The sequence below is a fragment of the Pseudomonas sp. B5(2017) genome (genome assembly GCF_002112825.1).
GTDB lineage: Bacteria > Pseudomonadota > Gammaproteobacteria > Pseudomonadales > Pseudomonadaceae > Aquipseudomonas > Aquipseudomonas putida_Z.
In genome coordinates, this window is the sequence record NZ_NEIR01000015.1 from 123,843 (window position 1) to 145,334 (window position 21,492).

Consider the following 21,492-nt stretch of genomic DNA (forward strand, 5'->3'; position numbering starts at 1 on the left):
CCGCGAAGAGGCCAGGCCTGCTTGCACCTGCTCAAGGTCAATCCCGCTTCGCCCGCTACCCGCTATGCTTGTTACATGGCCCCACTGCAAAAGGATTGCTGTCCATGTCCCCGTTCCTGTCCCTGTTCGTGCCGGTATTTCTGTTCCTGATGCTGCTGACCATCGGTTTCAGCCTGCGCGAGCGCAACATCGGCGTGCTGATGATGTGGATCGGCACCCTGGGCATCTTCGGCCTCACCTGCTGGAAGATCCTCGAGAAACTGCCGTCATAAACCTCTACACTCGGTCAATCGTTTGACCTGAGGTAGTTTTGCCAGTGCCTGCCCTCCTGCGTTGCCTGTTCCTGCTGCTGTTCCTGTTTGTCACCCCGTTACAGGCTGCGGGCCTGCCAGGCCTGCTGGGTGGCAGCGCGCCCGCGCAGCCAGAGGCCAGCGAACCGCTGGGCAAGTCGCTGGACGAGGTGATCAAGAACCTGGAAAACGACCAGCAGCGGGCCAAACTCCTGGCCGACCTGAAAAAGCTGCGCGACGCCACCAGGCAATCGCAACCCACCGTCGAACAAGGCGTGCTCGGCCTGATCGGCGGCGCCCTGCATGACTTCGAAAAGCAGTTCAGCGGCGATGCCAGCCCGTTCCATCGCTGGGCCGCGGAAATCGAACAGGCCCAGGCCGAACTGACCGAGTTGATGGTGCCGGTGCACCAGTGGCCGGCCATCCTGTTCGGCTTTGCCGCCGTCATTGCCGTCTGGAGCGTGCTGGCCTACGCCTTCAACTGGGTCGGGCATCGGGTACGCCTGCGTTTTGGCCTGAGCGAGGAACTGCCGCAGCACCCGCGCACCTGGGACCTGGTGCGCTTTGCCCTGCGCAAGCTGGGCCCATGGCTGGTGGCGCTGGTGTTCACCGTGTACCTGAGCTTCGTGCTGCCGCCGTCGCTGGGCAAGTCGCTGGCCATGGTGCTGGCCTACGCACTGGTGGTCGGCACCTGTTTCTCGGCCATCTGCGTGATTGCCTTCTCGCTGCTCGACGGCCCCCACCGCCACCGCGCCCTTTACATCCTGCGCCACCAGGCCTTCCGCCCGCTGTGGCTGATCGGCAGTTTCGCCGCGTTTGGCGAAGCGATGAGCGACCCGCGCCTGATGGTCGCCCTCGGCACCCACCTGGCCCACGCCCTGGCCACCCTGGCCAACGTGATCGCGGCGCTGTGCACCGGGCTGTTCATTCTGCGCTTCCGCCGCCCGATCGCCCACCTGATCCGCAACCAGCCACTGTCACGGCGCCTGACCCGACGCACCCTCAGCGACACCATCGAGATCCTCGGCAGCTTCTGGTTCGTGCCAGCACTGATCCTGGTGGCGATTTCGCTGTTCGCTACCTTCATCTCGGCCGGCGACACCAGCACCGCCCTGCGCCAGTCGCTGATGTGCACGGTGCTGGTGGTGGTGTGCATGGTGCTCAACGGCCTGGTGCGCCGCCACGCAGCCAACCCCAAGCGCGCCAACAAGCGCCAGGCGGTGTACGCCGAGCGCCTGCGCAACTTCGGTTACCTGCTGGTACACCTGTTCATCTGGCTGGTGTTCATCGAGTTGGGGCTGCGCGTGTGGGGCCTGTCGATGATCAGCTTCGCCGAGGGCGACGGCCACGACATAAGCGTGCGCCTGCTGGGCCTGGCCGGCACGCTGATCGTCGCCTGGCTGGTGTGGATCCTTGCCGACACCGCCGTGCACCACGCCCTGGTGCGCTCGCGCCGAGGCCTGGCCAACGCCCGCGCGCAAACCATGATGCCGTTGATCCGCAACGTGATGTTCGTGGTCATCTTCATCATCGCGGTGATCGTCGCCCTGGCCAACATGGGCATGAACGTCACCCCGCTGCTGGCGGGTGCCGGTGTGATCGGTCTGGCCATCGGCTTTGGTGCGCAGTCGTTGGTCGCCGACCTGATCACCGGGCTGTTCATCATCATCGAGGACTCGCTGGCCATCGACGACTACGTCGATGTGGGTGGCCACCTGGGCACGGTGGAGGGGCTGACCATCCGTACCGTGCGCCTGCGTGACATCGACGGCATCGTGCATACCATCCCGTTCAGCGAGATCAAGAGCATCAAGAACTACTCGCGCGAGTTCGGCTACGCGATCTTCCGCGTGGCGATCCCGCACAGCATGAACATCGACCAGGCGATCACGCTGATTCGCGAAGTGGGGCAGAAGCTGCGCAACGACCCGCTGATGCGCCGCAACATCTGGTCGCCGCTGGAGCTGCAGGGGGTGGAGAGCTTCGAGTCGGGGTCGGCGATCTTGCGGGCGCGGTTCAAGACTGCGCCGATCAAGCAGTGGGAAGTGTCGCGGGCGTTCAACCTGGCGTTGAAGCGGCAGCTGGATGAGGCCGGGCTGGATTTGGCAACGCCAAGGTTGTCAGTGCAGGTAGTGACTGCCGGTTCTTCCAGTTAGGGCCTCTTCGCGGGTGAACCCGCTCCCACAAGTACTGTGCAAAGGCTGAAACCTGTGCGGTCCCTGTGGGAGCGGGTTTACCCGCGAAGAAGCCAACTTTTCATCCAGCCTGGGCGCGGATGCGGATGGCATCATGCCGCCAATACTCCAGGTCACAGTCGATCAGGTGCCCATGCTGGTCACTGTTGACCCGGGTGATATGCAACCCTGGGCTTCCCGCCGACACCTTCAAGGCACTGGCCGCCTCCACCGGCAACGCCGTCGGCAAGATCTCGAAGCACACCTGCCCATACTGGATGCCATACACCCGCCCATAAATCTCGGTCAGCGACTGGGCCAGGTCCTGTTCGAGAATCTCCGGGAAGTACCGGGGGTTGAGGTAGTGCTCGGCATACAGCACCGCCCGCCCATCGATCCGCCGTAACCGGCAGATACGCACCACACTGGACAACGCCGGCAGCTGCAAGCGCGCACAGATGGCCGCCGAGGCCGGCTGCAGCCGCGCCGACAACAGTTTGGTACTGGGCACCCGCCCCTGGTCGCGGACCATGGCATGGAAGTGGCTGCGCTCGATCAGGTCGTAGGTCAGCCGTTCGGGCGCGACGAACCAGCCGCGACGCTCTTCGCGGTAGATCAGCCCCTGGGCTTCGAGCTGCACCAGCGCCTCACGCAGGGTAATGCGCGTGGTATCGAACACCTCGCTGAGCTTGCGCTCGGCCGGCAGCTTGCCGCCCGGCGCCAGCAGGCCGTGCTCGATCTGCTCCTGCAGAGCGTGACAGATGGCTGTTACCGCACGCGGTGGCATCGACTGCATCAAAGGTTACCTATCTGGACTAGTCCAGCCCCAGAACAGGGCACTTGGAGAATAGTGCAAGCCTAGGCAGGGCTGATGAACATCCTGTGACAAAGCCTTTGGCCAGACACTGCCAGAAACGCGCCAACCCAGCAGAACCGGGGCGGCTGCGTGGTCTACGCTGTAGCTTCAGGGCCTTCACCGGCCCTTCCCTACATCAAACTGTCACGCAAGCAGCCTACCTTGGCTCAAGGTTTGCTGACCTAGACCAACGGTCACCAGACAACGGCTTCACTCATAACAACCATCGCTAAAGGCACCCACCCAAGGAGCTTCGGATGAAAAAGTTGTTCATGGCGTCACTGCTCGGTTCGGCCATCGCCCTGTGTACCACGGCCATGGCCGCCGATACCGACCTCAAGGCCCTGGAAGACGCCGCCCGCAAGGAGGGCAACGTCAACAGCGTGGGCATGCCCGATGCCTGGGCCAACTGGAAAGGCACCTGGGAAGATCTGGCCAGCAAGTACGGCCTCAAGCACAGCGACACCGACATGAGCTCGGCCCAGGAAATCGCCAAGTTCGAAGCCGAGAAGGACAACGCCAGCGCCGACATCGGCGACGTGGGTGCCGCCTTCGGCCCGATCGCCGTGAGCAAGGGCGTGAGCCAGGCGTACAAGCCGAGCACCTGGGACCAGGTGCCGACCTGGGCCAAGGACAAGGACGGCCACTGGGCGCTGGCCTATACCGGCACCATCGCCTTCATCATCAACAAGGACCTGGTAAAGGAAGGCGAGCGACCAACCTCTTGGCATGACCTGGAAAAAGGCAAGTACAAGGTCGCCATCGGTGATGTCGGCACCGCTGCCCAGGCCGCCAACGGCGTGCTGGCTGCGGCGATCGCCTACAAGGGTGACGAGACCAACCTGGCACCGGGCCTGCAGCTGTTCACCAAGCTGGCCCAGCAGAAGCGCCTGTCGCTGGCCAACCCGACCATCCAGACCCTGGAGAAGGGCGAGGTGGAAGTGGGCGTGGTGTGGGACTTCAACGGCCTGAGCTACCGTGAACAGATCGACCCCAAGCGTTTCGAAGTGCTGATCCCGTCGGATGGCTCGGTGATCTCCGGCTATACCACCATCATCAACAAGTACGCCAAGCACCCGAATGCGGCCAAGCTGACACGTGAATACATCTTCAGCGATGCCGGGCAGATCAACCTGGCCAAAGGGCATGCGCGGCCGATCCGTGCCGAGCACCTGAAGCTGCCGGACGATGTGCAGGCCAAGTTGCTGCCCAACGAACAGTACAAGGCCGCGCAGCCGATCAAGAATGCCGAGGCCTGGGAAGCGAGCTCGAAGAAACTGCCGCAGATGTGGCAGGAGCAGGTGATCATCGAGATGGAGTAAGGGGCTAGTTTCTCTAGCGCCTGGACGGGCCCTTTCGCGGGTAAACCCGCTCCCACAGGTACAGCGCACACCTCAAGGCCGGCGCATGACCCTGTAGGAGCGGGTTTACCCGCGAAGAAGCCAACGCGGTTTATGACTGGAGCCACCATGCAACACAACGTCATCCTGGTCCTGCTCGACGGCCTCAACTACCAGGTCGCGCATCACGCCATGGGCCACCTGCACGCCTACGTCGAGGCCGACCGTGCCGCGCTGTACCGCGTGGAATGCGAACTGCCGTCGCTGTCGCGGCCGCTGTACGAGTGCATCCTCACCGGTGTACCGCCGATCGACAGCGGCATCGTGCACAACAACGTCAACCGTCTGTCCAACCAGCGCAGCGTGTTCCACTACGCCCGCGAGGCCAACCTGGGTACTGCGGCTGCGGCCTATCACTGGATGAGCGAGCTGTACAACCGCTCGCCCTTCGACCCGCAGCGCGACCGCCATACCCACGCACCGAAACTGCCGATCCAGCACGGGCTGTTCTACTGGGACGACCGTTACCCCGATTCGCACCTGCTGGCCGATGGCGAATACCTGCGCCGCCGCCACGCCCCCAACTTCCTGCTGGTGCACCCGATGAGCATCGACGATGTCGGCCATCATCACGGCCTGGACAGCAGCCAGTACCGCAACGCCGCGCGCAGCGCCGACATCCTGCTGGCCGACTACCTGCCAGGCTGGCTCGAAGAGGGCTACCAGGTACTGGTCACCGCCGACCACGGCATGAACAACGACCGCTCGCACAATGGCCTGCTGACCGAGGAGCGCGAAGTGCCACTGTTCGTCTTCGGCGATGCCTTCAGCCTCGACCCTGCGGCCAAACCGCTGCAGACCGAACTGTGCGGGACCATCTGCGAGCTGCTCGGCGCACCGCATGACAAGAGCGTCTGCCGGGAGCTGCTGAAGTGACCACACCCAAGAGCAGCAGCGCCCGTGGCCGCTACCTGGCCCTGCTCTGCCTGCTACCGTTCGCCGTGTTCTTCGTCATCTTCCAGATCGCCCCGCTGGCCTGGGTGGCGATCAACAGCCTGCAATCGGAAGCAGGTTGGGGCGTGGACAACTTCAGCAAGGTATTCGCCTCGAAGTTCTACCTGCAGGCCCTGCAACGCAGCCTGGAGATCAGCTTCTGGTCGAGCCTTTTCGGCATCGTCATCGCCACTCTCGGCGCCTATTCGCTGCGCCAGGTGGACTCGAAGCTGCGCGACTTCGTCAGCGCCTTCGCCAACATGACCAGCAACTTCGCCGGGGTGCCGCTGGCCTTCGCCTTCATCATCCTGCTCGGTTTTAACGGCGCGCTGACCCTGCTACTGAAGCAGGTCGGCCTGCTGGAGGACTTCAGCATCTATTCCAAGAGCGGGCTGATCCTGGTGTACACCTACTTCCAGATCCCGCTTGGCGTGTTGTTGCTGTCCCCCGCGTTCGACGCCCTGCGTGAAGACTGGCGCGAGTCGGCCGCGCTGCTGGGCGCCAACCACTGGCAATTCTGGCGGCACATCGGCCTGCCGGTGCTGACCCCGGCACTGTTGGGCACCTTCGTCATCCTGTTGGCCAACGCGCTCGGTGCCTATGCCACCGTGTACGCGCTGACCACCGGCAACTTCAACGTACTGCCGATCCGCATCGCCGGCCTGGTGGCCGGTGACATCAGCCTCGATCCCAACCTGGCCAGCGCCCTGGCGATGGTTTTGGTGGGGCTGATGACGCTGGTCACGGTGGTGCATCAATGGCTGCTGAAAAGGAGCTACCATGCGCGCTGACGCCCGTTCCGGCGGCTGGTACCACCGCGCCGTGGTCTACCTGCTGTTCCTCATCCTGCTGCTGCCGCTGGCCGGCACCCTGCTCTACTCGCTGGCCACCAGTTGGTCGGCCAGCCTGCTGCCCAGCGGCCTGACCTTCAAGTGGTACATCGCGCTGTGGAGCGAGCCGCGATTCCTGGCTGCCTTCGGCCAGTCGCTGCTGGTGTGCGTGGGCGCGCTGCTGCTGTCGGTGGTGCTGATCCTGCCGCTGCTGTTCGTGGTGCACTACCACTTCCCCAGGCTCGACGCACTGATGAACATCCTCATCCTGCTGCCGTTCGCGGTGCCGCCGGTGGTGTCGTCGGTGGGGCTGCTGCAGCTGTATGGCAGCGGGCCCATGGCCATGGTCGGCACGCCGTGGATCCTGATCGGCTGCTACTTCACCATTGCCCTGCCGTTCATGTACCGGGCCATCACCAACAACCTGCAGGCGATCAACCTGCGCGACCTGATGGACGCCGCCCAGCTGCTGGGCGCCAGCACCTGGCAGGCGGCGCTGCTGGTAGTGCTGCCGAACCTGCGCAAGGGCCTGATGGTGGCTCTGCTGCTGTCGTTCTCGTTCCTGTTTGGCGAGTTCGTGTTCGCCAACCTGCTGGTCGGCACCCGCTACGAGACCCTCCAGGTGTACCTGAACAACATGCGCAACAGCAGCGGCCACTTCAACAGCGCGCTGGTGATCTCGTACTTCGCCTTCGTGCTGGTACTGACCTGGGTCGCCAACCGCCTGAACAAGGACAAGACCTGACATGAGCTTCGTCAGCGTACAGAAACTGCAAAAAAGCTACGCCGGCAGCCCGGTGTTCGAGAACATCGACTGCCGTATCGAACGCGGCGAGTTCGTTACCCTGCTTGGCCCGTCCGGTTGCGGCAAGTCCACGCTGCTGCGCTGCATCGCCGGGCTGACCCCGGTGGACAGCGGGCAGATCCTGCTCGACGGCCAGGACATCGTGCCGCTGAGCCCGCAAAAGCGTGGTATCGGCATGGTGTTCCAGAGCTATGCGCTGTTCCCCAACATGACCGTGGAGCAGAACGTCGCCTTCGGCCTGCGCATGCAGAAGGTCAAGGCCGACGAAAGCCAGGCCCGGGTACGCGAGGCGCTGGAGCTGGTGGAGCTGGGCAACTTCGCCGGGCGCTACCCGCACCAGTTGTCCGGCGGCCAGTGCCAGCGCGTGGCCCTGGCCCGTTCGCTGGTCACCCGCCCGCGCCTGCTGCTGCTCGACGAGCCGCTGTCGGCGCTGGATGCGCGCATCCGCAAGCACCTGCGCGAGCAGATCCGCGCCATCCAGCGCGAGCTGGGGCTGACCACCATCTTCGTCACCCACGACCAGGAAGAAGCGCTGACCATGTCCGACCGCATCTTCCTGATGAACCAGGGCCGCATCGTCCAGAGCGGCGATGCCGAAACCCTCTACACCGCGCCGGTGGACCTGTTTGCCGCCGGCTTCATCGGCAACTACAACCTGCTCGACGCCGACAGCGCCAGCCGCCTGCTGCAGCGCCCGGTGGCCAACCGCCTGGCGATCCGCCCCGAGTCGATCACCCTGGGCATCAACGGCGAACTGGACGCCGAAGTGCGCAGCCACAGCCTGCTGGGCAACGTGATCCGCTACCGGGTGCGGGTACGCGAGGTGGAACTGGTGGTCGACGTGCTCAACCGCTCACCGTCCGACCTGCACGCGGACGGGCAACGGGTAAGCTTGTCGATCGACCCCACGGCGCTACGAGAAGTGGCCTAAGGAGAATCAACACCATGGCACTGGCAATTTTCGATCTGGACGAAACCCTGATCCACGGCGACTGCGCGTCGCTGTGGAGCGAGCAGATGGCCCGGCTGGGCTGGGTCGACGGCAAGGACTTCCTGCGCCGCGACCATGAGTTGATGGAGGCCTATGGCAAGGGCCACCTGCAGATGGAGGACTACATGGCCTTCAGCCTGGAGCCGATTGCCGGGCGCACCCTGGAAGAGGTCGAGCACCTGGTGGCGCCGTGGGTCGAAGAGGTGATCGAGCCGATTATCTACGGCGACGCCTGCCGCTGCATTGCCGAGCACCGCAAGCGCGGGGATCGCATCCTGATCATTTCGGCGTCGGGTACGCACCTGGTCGGGCCGATTGCGGCGCGGCTGGGGGTGGACGAATACCTGGCGATCGAACTGGAGGCGGTGAACGGGGTTTATACCGGCAAGACCCATGGGGTGCTGACCTACCGCGAAGGGAAGATCACGCGGTTGCTGGAGTGGCTGGACCAGGAGCAGGAGAACCTGGAGGGGGCGAGTTTCTATTCCGACTCGCGGAACGATTTGCCGTTGTTGTTGAAGGTGGATCATCCGCATGTGGTGAACCCGGATGCGGTGTTGCGGGAGCATGCCGAGATCAACAAGTGGCCGATCCTGAGCTGGGCCTGAGGTAATCACATCGCCTGCACCGGCCCTTTCGCGGGTAAACCCGCTCCCACAGGGACCACACAGTTTTCAAGCCTGTGGTAATCCCTGTGGGAGCGGGTTCACCCGCGAAGGGGCCAGGCCTGCTTACACCAGGCTAGGGTCGATCACCATCACCAGCTTGCCCGACACCTGGTTGGTCTCAAGCTCGGCATACGCCGCCTGGGCAAACTCCACCGGGTAGGTATCCACCAGCTGCGGCGACAGGCGCCCTTCGGCAAACAGCGGCCAAACCTGCTGCTGCAAATCGCGCAGCAACTCGGCCTTGAAGCCGTCATCGCGGTTGCGCAGCGTGGAGCCGGTAATCTCCAGGCGCTTGCCCAGTACCTGTGCCAGGTCCAGTTCGAACTTGCGCCCGCCCATCAGGCCGATGATCACCCAGCGCCCGTCACGCGCCAGCAGCTTGAGGTTGAGGTCGCCGTAGCTGGCGCCCACCGGGTCGAGAATCACATCGAACGGGCCGAAACCTTCCAGCGCCTCCAGGTTCTCGTTGCGTACCACACCGCCGGCGGCGCCCAGCGCCTCGCAGTAGGCCAGGCGGTCCTGCGAACCGACGCTGACCCACACCGGGCTGCCGAATGCCTTGCACAGCTGGATGGCGGCCGAGCCAACGCCGCTGGCGCCAGCGTGCACCAGCACTTTCTCGCCAGCTTTCACGCCACCCAGCTGGAAGATGTTCAGCCAGGCAGTGGCATACACCTCCGGCAACGCCGCCGCCTCGTGCAGGCTCAGGCCTTCGGGCACAGGCAGCACGTGGCGGGCATCCACCACCACTTCCTCGGCCATGGCGCCGCTGGCCAGCAGCGCGCACACCCGGTCACCCACCCGCCAGTCGGCACCGGCACCCACTTCCTCGATCACCCCGGCGCACTCCAGGCCCATGTAGGGGCTGGCGCCTGGTGGTGGTGGATACAAACCTTTCATCTGCAGCAGATCGGCGCGGTTCAGCCCCGCTGCGGCCACGCGAATGCGCACTTGACCCGCGTCGCAGGCCGGGCGCTCAGCCTCGACCCAAGCCACATGTCCGTCAACGCCTTGCAATGCCTTCACAGTGCCTCCATAGTTGAATCATATGACCGAGCCTGGGAACGCCAAGTCCCCAGGCTTTTTGCAGTATGCATCCGGTTTTTTGCAACCGGTGAACAGAAAAGACGGCCTACTATGCGTGATCAATTGTCTCCACGTCGAATCAGCATGAAGCATTTCCTCCCAAGCACCGCCCTGGCGCTGATGATCGGCCTGGGCAGCCTCACGCTCGGCGGCAATGCGGCGGCCGCCAACAAATGGGACAGCCTGCAGCCGGACCGCGACGAGATCGTCGCCAGCCTCAACGTGGTGGAATTGCTCAAGCGCCACCACTACAGCAAGCCGCCGCTGGACGACGCCCGTTCGGTCATCATCTATGACAGCTACATCAAGCTGCTGGACCCGGCGCGCAGCTACTTCACCGCTGCCGACATCGCCGAATTCGACAAATGGAAAACGCAATTCGACGATTTCCTCAAGAGCGGTAACCTGGACCCGGGCTTCACCATCTACAAACGCTACCTGGACCGCGTCAAGCAACGCCTGGACTTCGCCCTGGCCGAGCTGAACAAGGGCGTGGACAAGATCGACTTCAACGCCAAGGAAACCTTGCTGATCGACCGCAAGGACGCCCCATGGATGAAGGACCAGGCCGAGCTCGACGATTTGTGGCGCAAACGCGTCAAGGACGAAGTGCTGCGCCAGAAGATCGCCGGCAAGGAACCCAAGCAAATCCAGGAAACCCTGACCAAGCGCTACAAGAACCAGCTGTCGCGCCTGGACCAGACCCGTGCCGAGGACATCTTCCAGGCCTACATCAATACCTTCGCCCAGTCCTACGACCCGCACACCAACTACCTGTCGCCGGACAACGCGGAAAACTTCGACATCAACATGAGCCTGTCGCTGGAAGGTATCGGCGCAGTGCTGCAAAGCGACAACGACCAGGTCAAGATCGTGCGCCTGGTGCCGGCTGGCCCGGCGGCCAAGACCAAGCAGGTGGCACCGGCCGACAAGATCATCGGCGTGGCCCAGGGCAACAAGGAAATGGTCGACGTGGTCGGCTGGCGCCTGGACGAAGTGGTCAAGCTGATCCGCGGCCCGAAAGGCTCGGTGGTGCGCCTGGAGATCATCCCGGCGAGCAACGCGCCTAGCGACCAGACCAGCAAGATCGTGTCGATCACCCGCGAGGCGGTGAAGCTCGAAGAGCAGGCAGCGAAGAAGTCGGTGCTCAAGCTCAAGCAGGACGGGCGTGACTACAAGCTGGGCATCATCGAGATCCCGGCCTTCTACCTCGACTTCAAGGCCTACCGCGCCGGTGACCCGGAGTACAAGAGCACCACGCGGGACGTGAAGAAGCTGCTCACCGAACTGCAGAAAGAAAAAGTCGACGGCGTGGTCATCGACCTGCGCAACAACGGCGGCGGCTCGCTGCAGGAAGCCACCGAGCTGACCAGCCTGTTCATCGAGAAAGGCCCGACCGTGCTGGTGCGCAACAGCGACGGCCGTGTCGACGTGCTGGAAGACGAAAACCCCGGTGCCTTCTACAAGGGCCCGCTGGCGTTGCTGGTCAACCGCCTGTCGGCCTCGGCTTCGGAGATTTTCGCCGGTGCCATGCAGGACTACCACCGTGCGCTGATCATCGGTGGCCAGACCTTCGGCAAGGGCACCGTGCAGACCATCCAGCCACTCAACCATGGCGAGCTGAAGCTGACCCTGGCCAAGTTCTACCGGGTTTCCGGGCAGAGCACCCAGCACCAGGGCGTGCTGCCGGACATCGACTACCCGTCGATCATCGACACCAAGGAAATCGGCGAGAGCGCCCTGCCCGAGGCCATGCCGTGGGACACCATTCGCCCGGTAGTCAAGCCGGCTGCCGACCCGTTCAAGCCGTTCCTGGCCCAGCTCAAGGCGCAGCATGAAGCGCGCAGCGACAAGGACGCGGAGTTCACCTACATCCGCGACCGCCTGGCCCTGACCCAGAAGCTGATGAACGAGAAGACCGTCAGCCTCAACGAGCAGGACCGCCGTGCACGCCACGACGAAATCGAGGCCAAGCAGCTGGCGCTGGAGAACATCCGCCGCAAGGCCAAGGGTGAAGAGCCGCTGAAGGAGCTGAAGAAAGAGGACGAGGACGCGCTGCCGACCGAGGATGAAAACACCAAGCCGGAAGACGATGCCTACCTGTCGGAAACCGGTCGCATCCTGATCGACTACCTGAGTGCGAGCACCAAGGTGGCCAAGAAGTAAGGCACTGCGGCAATGATGGCAAATTAGCTTCACTTGTCATCAAACAGTCATCGCGCTGTCGTGAAATAGAGAGGCCGGGCGTGGAAACGCCCGGCCCTTTCATTTTCAGGAATACGTCATGACCGTCGCCGAACAGCTCAGTGCCTTGAGTGCCATCCTGGCTCAACGCAGCATCCACAGTCTGTTCCAGCCGATCATGTGCCTGAGCGAGCAACGGGTTTTCGGCCATGAAGCATTGAGCCGAGGGCCGTCCAACAGCCCGCTGCACGCGCCGCTGAACCTGTTTACCATCGCCCGCCAGGCCGGCCGCCTGACCGAGCTGGAGGCTGCCTGCCGGGAAAGCGCCTGCCGGCGTTTCAGCGAACAGCAGCTGCAGGGCAAGCTGTTTCTCAACATCTCGCCGGAATCGCTGCTGGAGCCGCACTACCCCTCCGGGCAGACCCTGAAACTGCTCGAACAGGTTGGCCTGCCGCCCAGCCGGGTGGTGATCGAGCTGACCGAACATACCCCGACCGACGACTTCCAGCTGCTGTCCAATGCCCTGCACCACTACCGGGACATGGGCTTCTCGATTGCCATCGACGATCTGGGGGCGGGTTATTCGAGCCTGCGCCTGTGGTCGGAGCTGCGCCCCGAATACGTGAAGATCGACCGACATTTCATCGACGGCATCCACCGCGACCCGCTCAAGCGTGAATTCGTCGGTTCGATATTGCAGATTGCCCGGGCGTCGAAGGCGCAGGTAATTGCCGAAGGCATCGAGCTGGCGGAAGAGCTGGCGGTGCTGGTGGAGATGGGCGTGGACCTGGTGCAGGGCTACCTGCTGGGGCGGCCGCAGGAGCTGGGGGTGCGCGAAAGCCGGCCGCTACCAGCGCTGATGAACGTTCCGCAGGCCGGACAGCCGACGGTGCGGCTCAATGCGACGATTGGGCAGTTGCTGGAGTTGTTTGGCCGGCACCGGCACCTGGAGTCATTGGCGGTGGTAGATGCCGATGGCAGGGCTTGTGGGCTGATCCACAGAGATGCTTTGCCTGTTCCGGCCTCTTCGCGGGTAAACCCGCTCCCACAGGTTCACCACAGGTCTTGAGCCTTGTGTTGTACCTGTGGGAGCAGGTTTACCCGCGAAGAGGCCGGAACAGGCAACGAATCAGGCTGTTTCGGGGTAGCTGTACTCGAACACCCGAACGACCTCGGAGGCATGCCACGACGCCGCCTCCATGCCATCCACCGGCCCGGAGAAACGCCCCAGGCGCTCCACGCACTCAAAAAAACCGGTACGCGGCAAACGGCTGGCACCCTGGCTGATCACCAGCGAGCTGCGCAATGGCTGCTCGGCGCGGGCATCCAGCACCGCCAGGTACTCCAGCGCGGCTGTCAGCGTCTGCATGGCCGGGCTGGGCAACTGCAAGCGCTCGATGAGCGCTCGATACGTCAGCAAGTGACGTTGACGACGGGCCAGGTCAAGCTCGCCCAGCAGGTTATCCCAGTGCTGACGGCTGATCCTGACCTGGCTCATGATGGCTCGCTCCAGCCAGCCACCCCCAGATGCCAGGCCAGGGCTCGGCGGATGGCAGCATCCGGCTGGCGTTCGCCCGATTCGATCATGGCCAGGTAAGCCGGGCTTACCCCGACATTGCGCGCCAGTTGCTCAGGGGCAATGCCCTTGGCCTGGCGAATCTGTGCCACTTCGCTGAAGGCCGGCAATGGCGCACTGGCTGCATCGCCCTGCGCTTCACTGGCAAGCACCTCGGCAGGTGCCTGCCCTGCGGCCTTGAGCAGTGCCTGGTACTGTTCCCAGGGAACGACGGCGTACTCGGGTTGACCGTCCCGGCTGATGACCTGAATACCCATTACAAACCCCTTTAAAAAGGATTACAGCATGTAATCCGTAGGCATAACCCTTATGCCAATTATATTACCAACTCTGGGGTCTGTGCAGTTGCGCTGCGGTTGCGGCCAGTTTCACTGCGTGTTGCGTTCCAACCGCAGCGCTTCGGGGGTGGCCGGCAGGCGCTCGACCACGCGCAGCCGCTCGGGCGCCTGGCTGTCGCGCCAGGCCTTGAAGCGCGCCAGTTCGTCGGCCACGGTCTTCAGCACCCAACCCAGTACCGCGATGTCGTCTAGAAAACCCACGCCCAGCAGCCAGTCGGGGATTGCGTCGATGGGGCTGACGAAATACAGCAGCCCGGCGACGATGGTGACCAGCGCCTTGGGGCTGATGGCGCGGTACTCGCCGCGCCACCAGGCCAGGCACAGCGACTGCAGCAGCTTCACGTCTTCACGCAACTGGCCGATGCGCGGGCCTTTGCGGGCTACCGCAAACAGCAAGGCCGGCAACCGGCCACGGCTGAGCAGGCGCTCGGCCAAGGGCAGGAAACGGGCGAAATTCCAGGGTGCGCTCATGGAGCCTCCAAGAGGAAAAGGTTATCCACATTTATTGTGGATAACCTTGTGAACAGGGCGACGTTTCCGACCCCAGGTGCCTGCCAGGCAAGGGCCCCGGTCAGATCGGGCGTTTTTTACACAGTCGTTTCACACCTTGGGTGCGTACGCCGCAAACGGTTTGCGTCAGAAGCATTCTGCTTCTTCACGCTGCATTTCCTCGGACAGTATCAGCAGTTGCAGGTTCGTCCAACTACCCGGCACAAACGAAAACGCCCCGTCGGGACGGGGCGTTTTGCGTGGGCCAGCCAATGTTACTTGGCAGGCGCTTCGGCCGGGGCCTCGGCAGGAGCTTCCGCTTCCGGCTCGGCACCTTGCAGCTGGGCCGGATCCTTGATGGCGATCAGTTCCAGGTCGAATACCAGTACCGAGTTGGCCGGGATCAGCGGGCTTGGGCTCTGCGCACCGTAGGCCAGTTCAGCCGGGATGAACAGCTTGTACTTCTCGCCGACGTGCATCAGCTGCAGGCCTTCGACCCAACCCGGGATCACGCCGCTGACCGGCAGGTCGATCGGGCTGCCGCGCTCGACGGAGCTGTCGAACACCTTGCCATCGATCAGCTTGCCTTCGTAGTGGACGGTGACCACGTCGGTCGCCTTGGGCTGCGGGCCGTCGGCCTTCTTGACCACTTCGTACTGCAGGCCCGAGGCAGTGGTGACCACGCCTGGTTTCTTGGCGTTTTCCTCGAGGAACTTCTTGCCGGCGGAGGCGGCTTCTTCGCTGGCCTTGGCCAGGCGCTCTTCGGCACGCTTCTGCAGCGCGGTGAAGGCCTCTACCAGCTCTTCGTCCTTGATGCGCTGTTCCTTCTTGCCAACGGCGTCTTCGATGCCGAGGGCGACTGCTTTCGAATCAAGGTCTTCCATGCCTTCCTGAGCCAGGCTCTTGCCCATGTTCAGGCCGATACCGTAGGAGGCTTTCTGTGCCGGAGTCTTCAGCTCGGGGCTGCTGGTCTGTTGATCACAGCCAGCCAGTACCAGGCCTACCAGGGCAACCGCAGCCGCCAAACGATGCTGTTTCATGCTATTTCCTTGTTCATGCGCCAAAAGGGCAATCAGGGTAAAGCCGCGAGCTTAGCAGGCGGCCATGACCAATGGCTACCGGCATAGGAGCGGGTTTTGGTAAGGAAGTTCAGTAGTTAAACGCTTATTCATCAAAGGATGTGCAGCCACTGGCCAGTATTGACCTGAAAGCAGGTTTTTTCCTCCGCCACGTGCACGAGCCGCTTGAAGGACCTGTCATTTCTGCCAGTGGTGCCTCTCCACTGCACGGAGGCCTAATCGAACCCCGGGCGAGATATGCCCATACGTCAAAACCAGTGAGGTTCGATGGACATGAACAGTGAACTTAAAACCAGAATGCCAATGCCACGTTCAGCAGCACGTATCACCGATGCATTGCAGCCGGCGCCTGTGGATGTGAGTTATGGGGAAGGCGGCTACAGCCATGTAGAGAGCCATGAACCCCTGCACGGTTCGATTTGCTCCGACATTTGCGCAAGCCAGGTAAATTCGCGGCTTTACTATGCTGCCACTTATAGGTACCGGGCAGCTGACGATAACAATGGAAGCTTTATCCGCCGGCTGGACGAAAAAGGGATAGTCGAGCCCCCCTTGGTCAGCTTCGCGGACTACCTCTCCAATCAGACTTTCACGCCACTGCAATTGGTCGAGGACCCAGACAACAATAAGCTTCTTTGCCTTGGCAGGCTGTCCACCGGTAATAGCGTCACCATGCGCCTGTGGCGATTCGATGCTGATGGTAGCCTGGATCAGGGCTTTGCGAGCAAAGGCTACATTGACAGCGAAGAGTTGATGCTCGGTGCTGGCGCTATCTTGCAGTTGATCTCGCATGCGCGTGGATACAAGTTGATTGCCACGAAGGACGGCAGGCCTTTCCTCATCGCGCTCGATGATAAGGGGGAGTTGAAACGTGGTTTTGGTAGCGACGGCTTTGTCGATCTTGACGTAGCGTTGAAGTATCCGCTTTCAACGGGAGCCGGATTCGCACTGGCCGCATTTGGCCAAAACGTCCTTGTAACCATAGTCGCGGTCGATTCTGAACACGACTTTTCCCTGCTGGCCAGCTTCAACGATGTCGGGGCACTCGACACCGGGTTCGCAGATCAAGGCGTCTTCAAAGCCCAGGACGGGACGTATCACTACGGTCTGTCCATCCATGAGCCGGCGATGGTAATCACCCTGCCCGGTGGCCATACCGATGATTACGTAACCATGTACCCCGAGCTTCTGCGCCTGAGTGCCGATGGCAAGCCACTGGCCGAATTCAACGGCGGCAAACCTGTACGGTTCGACACGCCGGGTGGCTGGCATTACATGCACGAGGTCAACGGTCGTCTCATGGGGTACGGTAGTTTCTACAGCCACAACCGAGCGGTGTGCTACACCGTTGAAGGTAATCTGGATACCCGATTCGTCTCCCCGGATGGCTATGGAGAGCTGGGTGTAAACCCCTACATGGATGGTTTCCACCCGACTTACGAAGCCTCGGTTGCCTTCGTGCCCGATAGCCAACGGTTGTTGGTGGCCGGACAAATATCTCGAGACAACCAGAAACGTGCCAACGCTGTGATTGCAGCTATTTCCTACCAAGCCGGCATTGGTGAACGCCCTCAGGGATAACTCCCCTGCCGATACTGCTCCGCCACCTCACGCAACACCTCGCATACCCACTGACCGGGCAGGCTCTGCGGCAAGGCAGCATTGCGACAGATGCCGACCGAGCCGCCCGGCTCGCGCACACCCAGGTCGAGCTCGACCAGCTCGCCCCGGCGCAGGTCGAGCAGCACCGCATCGCGCGGCGCCACCCACACTGCATCGCTGCCCAGAAGGTAGCGCCGGCTCAGCGCCAGCGACAGGGTTTCCAGGCGCTGGGCGGGCATCTGGATGCCGCATTGCACGAACAGGCTATCGGCATGCTGGCGGATGGTGGTGCCGGCTGGCGGCAGCACCAGCGGGTAATGCCCAACCTCCCCCCGCTCTACTGGCTTGCTGGCCAGCAGCGGGTGGCCGGGCCGCACCACCAGGCTCATCGACTCGCTGTACAGGTGCTCGAACGACAAGCCCTGGATCTGCGGGCTGTCGGTCATGCGCCCGACCACCAGTTCCAGTTCGCCCAGGCGCAACTGGCCGAGCAGCTGCGCGCTGACCCCTGTGACCACACTGATCACCAGCGCCTCATGGCGCTGGTGCAGGCGGCACAGCACTTCGGGCATGAGCAGGCCTTCGACCGTGGACAACACACCGATGCGCACTTGCGACGGCGCCCGCGCTTCGCCACGCAGGCTGCTGACGCCATCGCGCAGGGCCTGCACGCTGGGCCCGGCATAGCGCATGAAACGCGTACCGGCCGGGGTCAGCTCGACGCCCTGGCGGCTGCGCGCGAACAGGCGCGTTTCCAGCAGGTCTTCGAGTTCCTTGAGGGTCTTGGAGATGGCTGGCTGGCTGATTGCCAGGATGTCGGCAGCCCTGGCCAGGCTGCCCTGCCGGGCAATCTCCAGGAAGCACAGCAGGTGTCGGTACTTGATGCGGGTGTCGAGGTTCATGGGCTCAAGCTTACCGCATGCAAATAACCTGTACCGGCCCTTTCGCGGGTGAACCCGCTCCCACAGGGATCTCCACAGTTCTCCAGACCTGTGCAGTACCTGTGGGAGCGGGTTCACCCGCGAAAGGGCCGGTGCAGGCAACTGATGAGCATCAGGCCACAGCCAACTCCACCGCCTCCCCGTTCAACCGCACCGGCCACACCCGCAGGCGCTGCCCGCCATCTTCCAGGCACTCTCCGCTCTCCAGGCTGAAGTGCTGCTTGTACAACGGCGCGGCCACCACCAGCTCGCCCTGCACACTGCCAACCAGCCCGCGGCCGATGATGTTGGCGCCGGACCGCGGGTCGCGGTTGTCCACCGCGTACAGCGGCTGCGCCTGCCCCGGCAGGTAGAACAGCGCGACCTGGGCCCCGTCGAGCCAGACCACCACCCCGGAATCGGCCACCAGGTCATCCGCCTGGCACACCGCCTGCCAGTTCTCGTGGGTTTTCACAGCAGCATTGGACAGGTTCATCAGACAGCCTCCTCGACGGTTGGGATCAGGTGCAGTGGCGCAGCAGGCCGGCGCTGTTCGCGTTCGCGCACGAAGTGCACGTCCGGGTCGGCGCGGCGGTCGTTGACGAAAGTACGGAAGCGCTTGAGCTTCTCGGGGTCGTTGAGGGCGTTGGCCCATTCGCATTCATACTGGTCGACCACATGCTGCATCTGCGCCTCCAGCTCGCTGGCCAGGCCCAGGCTGTCGTCGATGATCACCTGCTTCAGGTAGTCCAGCCCACCTTCCAGGTTCTCGCGCCACACCGAGGTGCGCTGCAGTTTGTCGGCGGTGCGGATGTAGAACATCAGCACGCGGTCGATCAGGCGCACCAGGGTTTCGTCGTCGAGGTCGGTGGCAAACAGTTCGGCATGCCGCGGGCGCATGCCGCCATTGCCGCACACGTACAGGTTCCAGCCCTTGTCGGTGGCGATCACGCCGATGTCCTTGCTCTGTGCCTCGGCGCATTCGCGAGTGCAGCCGGAAACCGCGAACTTGAGCTTGTGCGGGCTGCGCAGGCCTTTGTAGCGGTCTTCCAGGCGCAGGGCCATGCCGACGCTGTCCTGCACGCCGTAACGGCACCAGGTGCTGCCGACGCACGATTTCACCGTGCGGGTCGACTTGCCGTAGGCATGGCCGGTTTCGAAGCCGGCCTCGATCAGCTCGCCCCAGATCAGCGGCAGCTCGTGCAACTGGGCGCCGAACAGGTCGATGCGCTGGCCGCCGGTGATCTTGGTGTACAGGTCGTACTTTTTCGCCACCTGGCCGATCACGATGAGCTTGTCGGGGGTGATCTCACCACCGGGGATGCGCGGCACCACCGAGTACGTGCCGTTCTTCTGCATGTTGGCCATGAAGGTGTCGTTGGTGTCCTGCAGCGGCACCAGCGCCGGGTCCATGATCGGCTGGTTCCAGCACGAGGCGAGGATACTGCCCACCGCCGGCTTGCAGATGTCGCAGCCAACGTGGCCCTTGCCGTGGCGTTCGAGCAGTTCGTTGAAGGTGCGGATACCCTCTACCCGCACCAGCCCGTACAGCTCCTGACGGGTGTAGGCGAAGTGCTCGCACAGGCTCTTGTCCACCGCCACGCCACGGGCGGTCAGCTCGTGCTCGAACACCTGCTTGAGCAGTGCCGCGCAACCACCACAACCGGTGGCGGCCTTGGTGCAGCCCTTGACTGCGGCAAGGTCGCCGCAGCCACTGTCGATGGCGGCGCAGACCGCGCCCTTGCTGACGTTGTGGCACGAGCAGATGGTCGCGCTGTCGGGCAGCGCATCAGCACCCAGGGCCGGTGCGCCGCCGCCTTGCGGCAGGATCAGTGCCGCGGGGTCGGCTGGCAGGGCGATGCCGTTCTGGGCGTACTGCAGCAGGGTGTCGTAGTAGCTGTTGTCGCCCACCAGCACCGCACCGAGCACATGCTTGCCGCTGGCATCCACCACCAGCCGGCGGTAGGCGCTGTTGGCTTCGTCGATGAAGCGGTAGCTGCGTGCGCCCGGGGTGGCGCCATGGGCATCGCCGATGGAGCCGACATCCACGCCCAGCAACTTGAGCTTGGTCGACATGTCGGCACCGGTGAATTCGCCAGCGGCTTCACCCATCAGCAATGCCGCCAGGTTGCGCGCCATGCTGTAGCCCGGGGCGACCAGGCCGAACACGCTGCCGTTCCACGAGGCGCACTCGCCGATGGCAAAGATGCGTGGGTCGCTGCTGCGGCAGTGGTTGTCGATGACCACGCCGCCACGCGCGGCGATGTCCAGGCCACAGGCACGGCCCAGGGCATCCTGCGGGCGGATACCCGCGGAGAACACGATCAGGTCGGTTTCCAGGTGCTCGCCGCCATCGAAGTTCATGCGGTAGCGGTAGTCTTCACCCGCACTGATCGATTGGGTGGCGCGCGACAGATGCACGCCAACGCCCAGCGCTTCGATCTGTGCCTTGAGCGCGGCACCGCCCTCGCCGTCCAGCTGCACCGGCATCAGCCGTGGGGCGAATTCCACCACGTGGGCTTCCAGACCCAGCGACTTGAGGGCGTTGGCTGCTTCCAGGCCAAGCAGGCCACCGCCCACTACCACGCCACGGCGGGCACTGGCTGCGGCAGCGCGGATGCCGTCGAGGTCGTCGAGGGTGCGGTAGACCAGGCGGGCATTGCCGCTGGAACCTTCGATCGGCGGCACGAACGGGTAGGAACCTGTGGCCAGCACCAGCTGGTCGTAGCCATAGCGGCCCTCGGCGGTGACCACTTCGCCGCGCTCACGGTCGATTTCCAGCACCGCTTCGCCGAGGTGCAGGTGCACACCGTTGGTACCGTAGAAGTCCTGCTCGCACAGGGCCAGGGTTTCGGCACAGCTGCCGCCGAAGTACTCGGACAGGTGCACGCGGTCGTAGGCGCGTTGGCGCTCTTCGCCGAACACATGCACTTCGAAGCGCTGCAGGGCGCCGCGGCTGACCAGTTGTTCGACGCAATGGTGGCCGACCATGCCGTTGCCGACGATGACCAGTCGCTCTCGTTGCCCGCTGCTCGCTGTTGCCTTCATAAGCCGATCCTCGATCAAAAAAAAAAGCGCCTGGAGCCGAAGCTCCAGGCGCCTTTGCCTGTATTCATCACGGTAGGGGGCCCGGGTTGATCGCCGTTGATCATTGGGCTTTGTTGTAACCAGGGTAAAGCAGGGAGTGTGCCAACTGGGTTGCCTGTGTCGGCCTCTTCGCGGGTGAACCCGCTCCCACAGGGATCTCCACAATTTTCAGACCTGTGCTGTA

The 21,492-nt window shown here is 63.4% G+C and carries 20 protein-coding genes; 11 read left to right on the plus strand and 9 right to left on the minus strand.

The features are described 5' to 3' along the window. Nucleotides 1-104: 104 nt before the first annotated feature. Nucleotides 105-272: a hypothetical protein gene (locus CAG00_RS28890; RefSeq protein ID WP_170929313.1), complete on the plus strand. Its 168-nt coding sequence runs from the start codon at nt 105-107 to the stop codon at nt 270-272. Nucleotides 273-316: 44 nt separating this feature from the next. Beyond that, nucleotides 317-2,446: a mechanosensitive ion channel family protein gene (locus tag CAG00_RS22105; protein WP_085665341.1), complete on the plus strand. Its 2,130-nt coding sequence runs from the start codon at nt 317-319 to the stop codon at nt 2,444-2,446. Nucleotides 2,447-2,546: 100 nt separating this feature from the next. Here CAG00_RS22105 and phnR read toward each other — a convergent pair whose 3' ends face one another. Then, a complete protein-coding gene (gene phnR / locus CAG00_RS22110) occupies nt 2,547-3,260 on the minus strand; it encodes a phosphonate utilization transcriptional regulator PhnR (protein ID WP_085665342.1) in 714 nt (237 codons plus the stop codon). A 317-nt stretch (nt 3,261-3,577) separates the two neighbouring features. On the opposite strand from phnR, the gene CAG00_RS22115 reads away from it, so the two are divergent. The 6 genes from CAG00_RS22115 (at nt 3,578) to CAG00_RS22140 (ending at nt 8,887) form a co-directional block, all read left to right on the plus strand. After that, on the plus strand, nt 3,578-4,642 hold the full coding sequence (locus CAG00_RS22115) for an ABC transporter substrate-binding protein (protein WP_085665343.1): 1,065 nt from the start codon (nt 3,578-3,580) through the stop codon (nt 4,640-4,642). 147 nt (nt 4,643-4,789) lie between these two features. Beyond that, a complete protein-coding gene (locus tag CAG00_RS22120; RefSeq protein ID WP_025338062.1) occupies nt 4,790-5,596 on the plus strand; it encodes an alkaline phosphatase family protein in 807 nt (268 codons plus the stop codon). Beyond that, nucleotides 5,593-6,444 carry an ABC transporter permease subunit gene (locus CAG00_RS22125; protein WP_085665344.1) on the plus strand — a complete coding sequence of 284 codons (852 nt, stop codon included), beginning with the start codon at nt 5,593-5,595 and terminating at the stop codon, nt 6,442-6,444. Before CAG00_RS22120 ends, CAG00_RS22125 begins: the two co-directional genes overlap by 4 nt. Continuing rightward, the gene (locus tag CAG00_RS22130; RefSeq protein ID WP_013971414.1) at nt 6,434-7,228 is read left to right on the plus strand and encodes an ABC transporter permease; all 795 of its coding nucleotides are present in this window, start codon (nt 6,434-6,436) and stop codon (nt 7,226-7,228) included. Before CAG00_RS22125 ends, CAG00_RS22130 begins: the two co-directional genes overlap by 11 nt. Nucleotide 7,229: 1 nt before the next feature. After that, nucleotides 7,230-8,219, plus strand: a complete 990-nt coding sequence (locus CAG00_RS22135; RefSeq protein WP_085665345.1) for an ABC transporter ATP-binding protein — start codon at nt 7,230-7,232, stop codon at nt 8,217-8,219. Between the two features lie 14 nt (nt 8,220-8,233). Then, on the plus strand, nt 8,234-8,887 hold the full coding sequence (locus CAG00_RS22140) for an HAD family phosphatase (RefSeq protein ID WP_085617654.1): 654 nt from the start codon (nt 8,234-8,236) through the stop codon (nt 8,885-8,887). 123 nt (nt 8,888-9,010) lie between these two features. Here CAG00_RS22140 and CAG00_RS22145 read toward each other — a convergent pair whose 3' ends face one another. Beyond that, complete coding sequence (locus CAG00_RS22145) at nt 9,011-9,973, minus strand: NAD(P)H-quinone oxidoreductase (RefSeq protein ID WP_085665346.1); 963 nt, start codon at nt 9,971-9,973, stop codon at nt 9,011-9,013. Nucleotides 9,974-10,117: 144 nt separating this feature from the next. On the opposite strand from CAG00_RS22145, the gene CAG00_RS22150 reads away from it, so the two are divergent. Both CAG00_RS22150 and CAG00_RS22155 read left to right on the plus strand, forming a co-directional pair. Then, nucleotides 10,118-12,199: a carboxy terminal-processing peptidase gene (locus tag CAG00_RS22150; protein WP_162276774.1), complete on the plus strand. Its 2,082-nt coding sequence runs from the start codon at nt 10,118-10,120 to the stop codon at nt 12,197-12,199. 118 nt (nt 12,200-12,317) lie between these two features. Continuing rightward, a complete protein-coding gene (locus CAG00_RS22155; protein WP_085665347.1) occupies nt 12,318-13,286 on the plus strand; it encodes an EAL domain-containing protein in 969 nt (322 codons plus the stop codon). A 60-nt stretch (nt 13,287-13,346) separates the two neighbouring features. Here the strand turns inward: CAG00_RS22155 and CAG00_RS22160 are convergent, their stop codons facing one another. The 4 genes from CAG00_RS22160 to CAG00_RS22175 all read right to left on the minus strand — a co-directional run bounded on the left by CAG00_RS22160 (nt 13,347) and on the right by CAG00_RS22175 (nt 15,660). Beyond that, nucleotides 13,347-13,715 carry a hypothetical protein gene (locus CAG00_RS22160; RefSeq protein ID WP_013971408.1) on the minus strand — a complete coding sequence of 123 codons (369 nt, stop codon included), beginning with the start codon at nt 13,713-13,715 and terminating at the stop codon, nt 13,347-13,349. After that, the gene (locus CAG00_RS22165; protein WP_085665348.1) at nt 13,712-14,050 is read right to left on the minus strand and encodes a helix-turn-helix transcriptional regulator; all 339 of its coding nucleotides are present in this window, start codon (nt 14,048-14,050) and stop codon (nt 13,712-13,714) included. Before CAG00_RS22165 ends, CAG00_RS22160 begins: the two co-directional genes overlap by 4 nt. A gap of 111 nt (nt 14,051-14,161) precedes the next feature. Beyond that, nucleotides 14,162-14,602, minus strand: a complete 441-nt coding sequence (locus CAG00_RS22170; protein WP_015269270.1) for a YkvA family protein — start codon at nt 14,600-14,602, stop codon at nt 14,162-14,164. 293 nt (nt 14,603-14,895) lie between these two features. After that, a complete protein-coding gene (locus CAG00_RS22175; protein ID WP_003257347.1) occupies nt 14,896-15,660 on the minus strand; it encodes an FKBP-type peptidyl-prolyl cis-trans isomerase in 765 nt (254 codons plus the stop codon). Between the two features lie 312 nt (nt 15,661-15,972). Here CAG00_RS22175 and CAG00_RS22180 point away from each other — a divergent pair, with 312 nt between their 5' ends. Continuing rightward, nucleotides 15,973-17,280 carry a hypothetical protein gene (locus CAG00_RS22180; RefSeq protein WP_176240911.1) on the plus strand — a complete coding sequence of 436 codons (1,308 nt, stop codon included), beginning with the start codon at nt 15,973-15,975 and terminating at the stop codon, nt 17,278-17,280. Here CAG00_RS22180 and pcaQ read toward each other — a convergent pair. From pcaQ to nirB, 3 genes are all read right to left on the minus strand, one after another. Further along, the gene (pcaQ, locus tag CAG00_RS22185; RefSeq protein ID WP_085665350.1) at nt 17,271-18,203 is read right to left on the minus strand and encodes a pca operon transcription factor PcaQ; all 933 of its coding nucleotides are present in this window, start codon (nt 18,201-18,203) and stop codon (nt 17,271-17,273) included. The two genes, CAG00_RS22180 and pcaQ, sit on opposite strands and share 10 nt — an antisense overlap. Nucleotides 18,204-18,354: 151 nt before the next feature. Beyond that, a complete protein-coding gene (gene nirD, locus CAG00_RS22190) occupies nt 18,355-18,717 on the minus strand; it encodes a nitrite reductase small subunit NirD (protein ID WP_075044032.1) in 363 nt (120 codons plus the stop codon). Further along, nucleotides 18,717-21,269 carry a nitrite reductase large subunit NirB gene (nirB, locus tag CAG00_RS22195; protein ID WP_025338051.1) on the minus strand — a complete coding sequence of 851 codons (2,553 nt, stop codon included), beginning with the start codon at nt 21,267-21,269 and terminating at the stop codon, nt 18,717-18,719. The genes nirD and nirB overlap by 1 nt, the downstream gene beginning before the upstream one ends. Nucleotides 21,270-21,492: the final 223 nt, after the last annotated feature.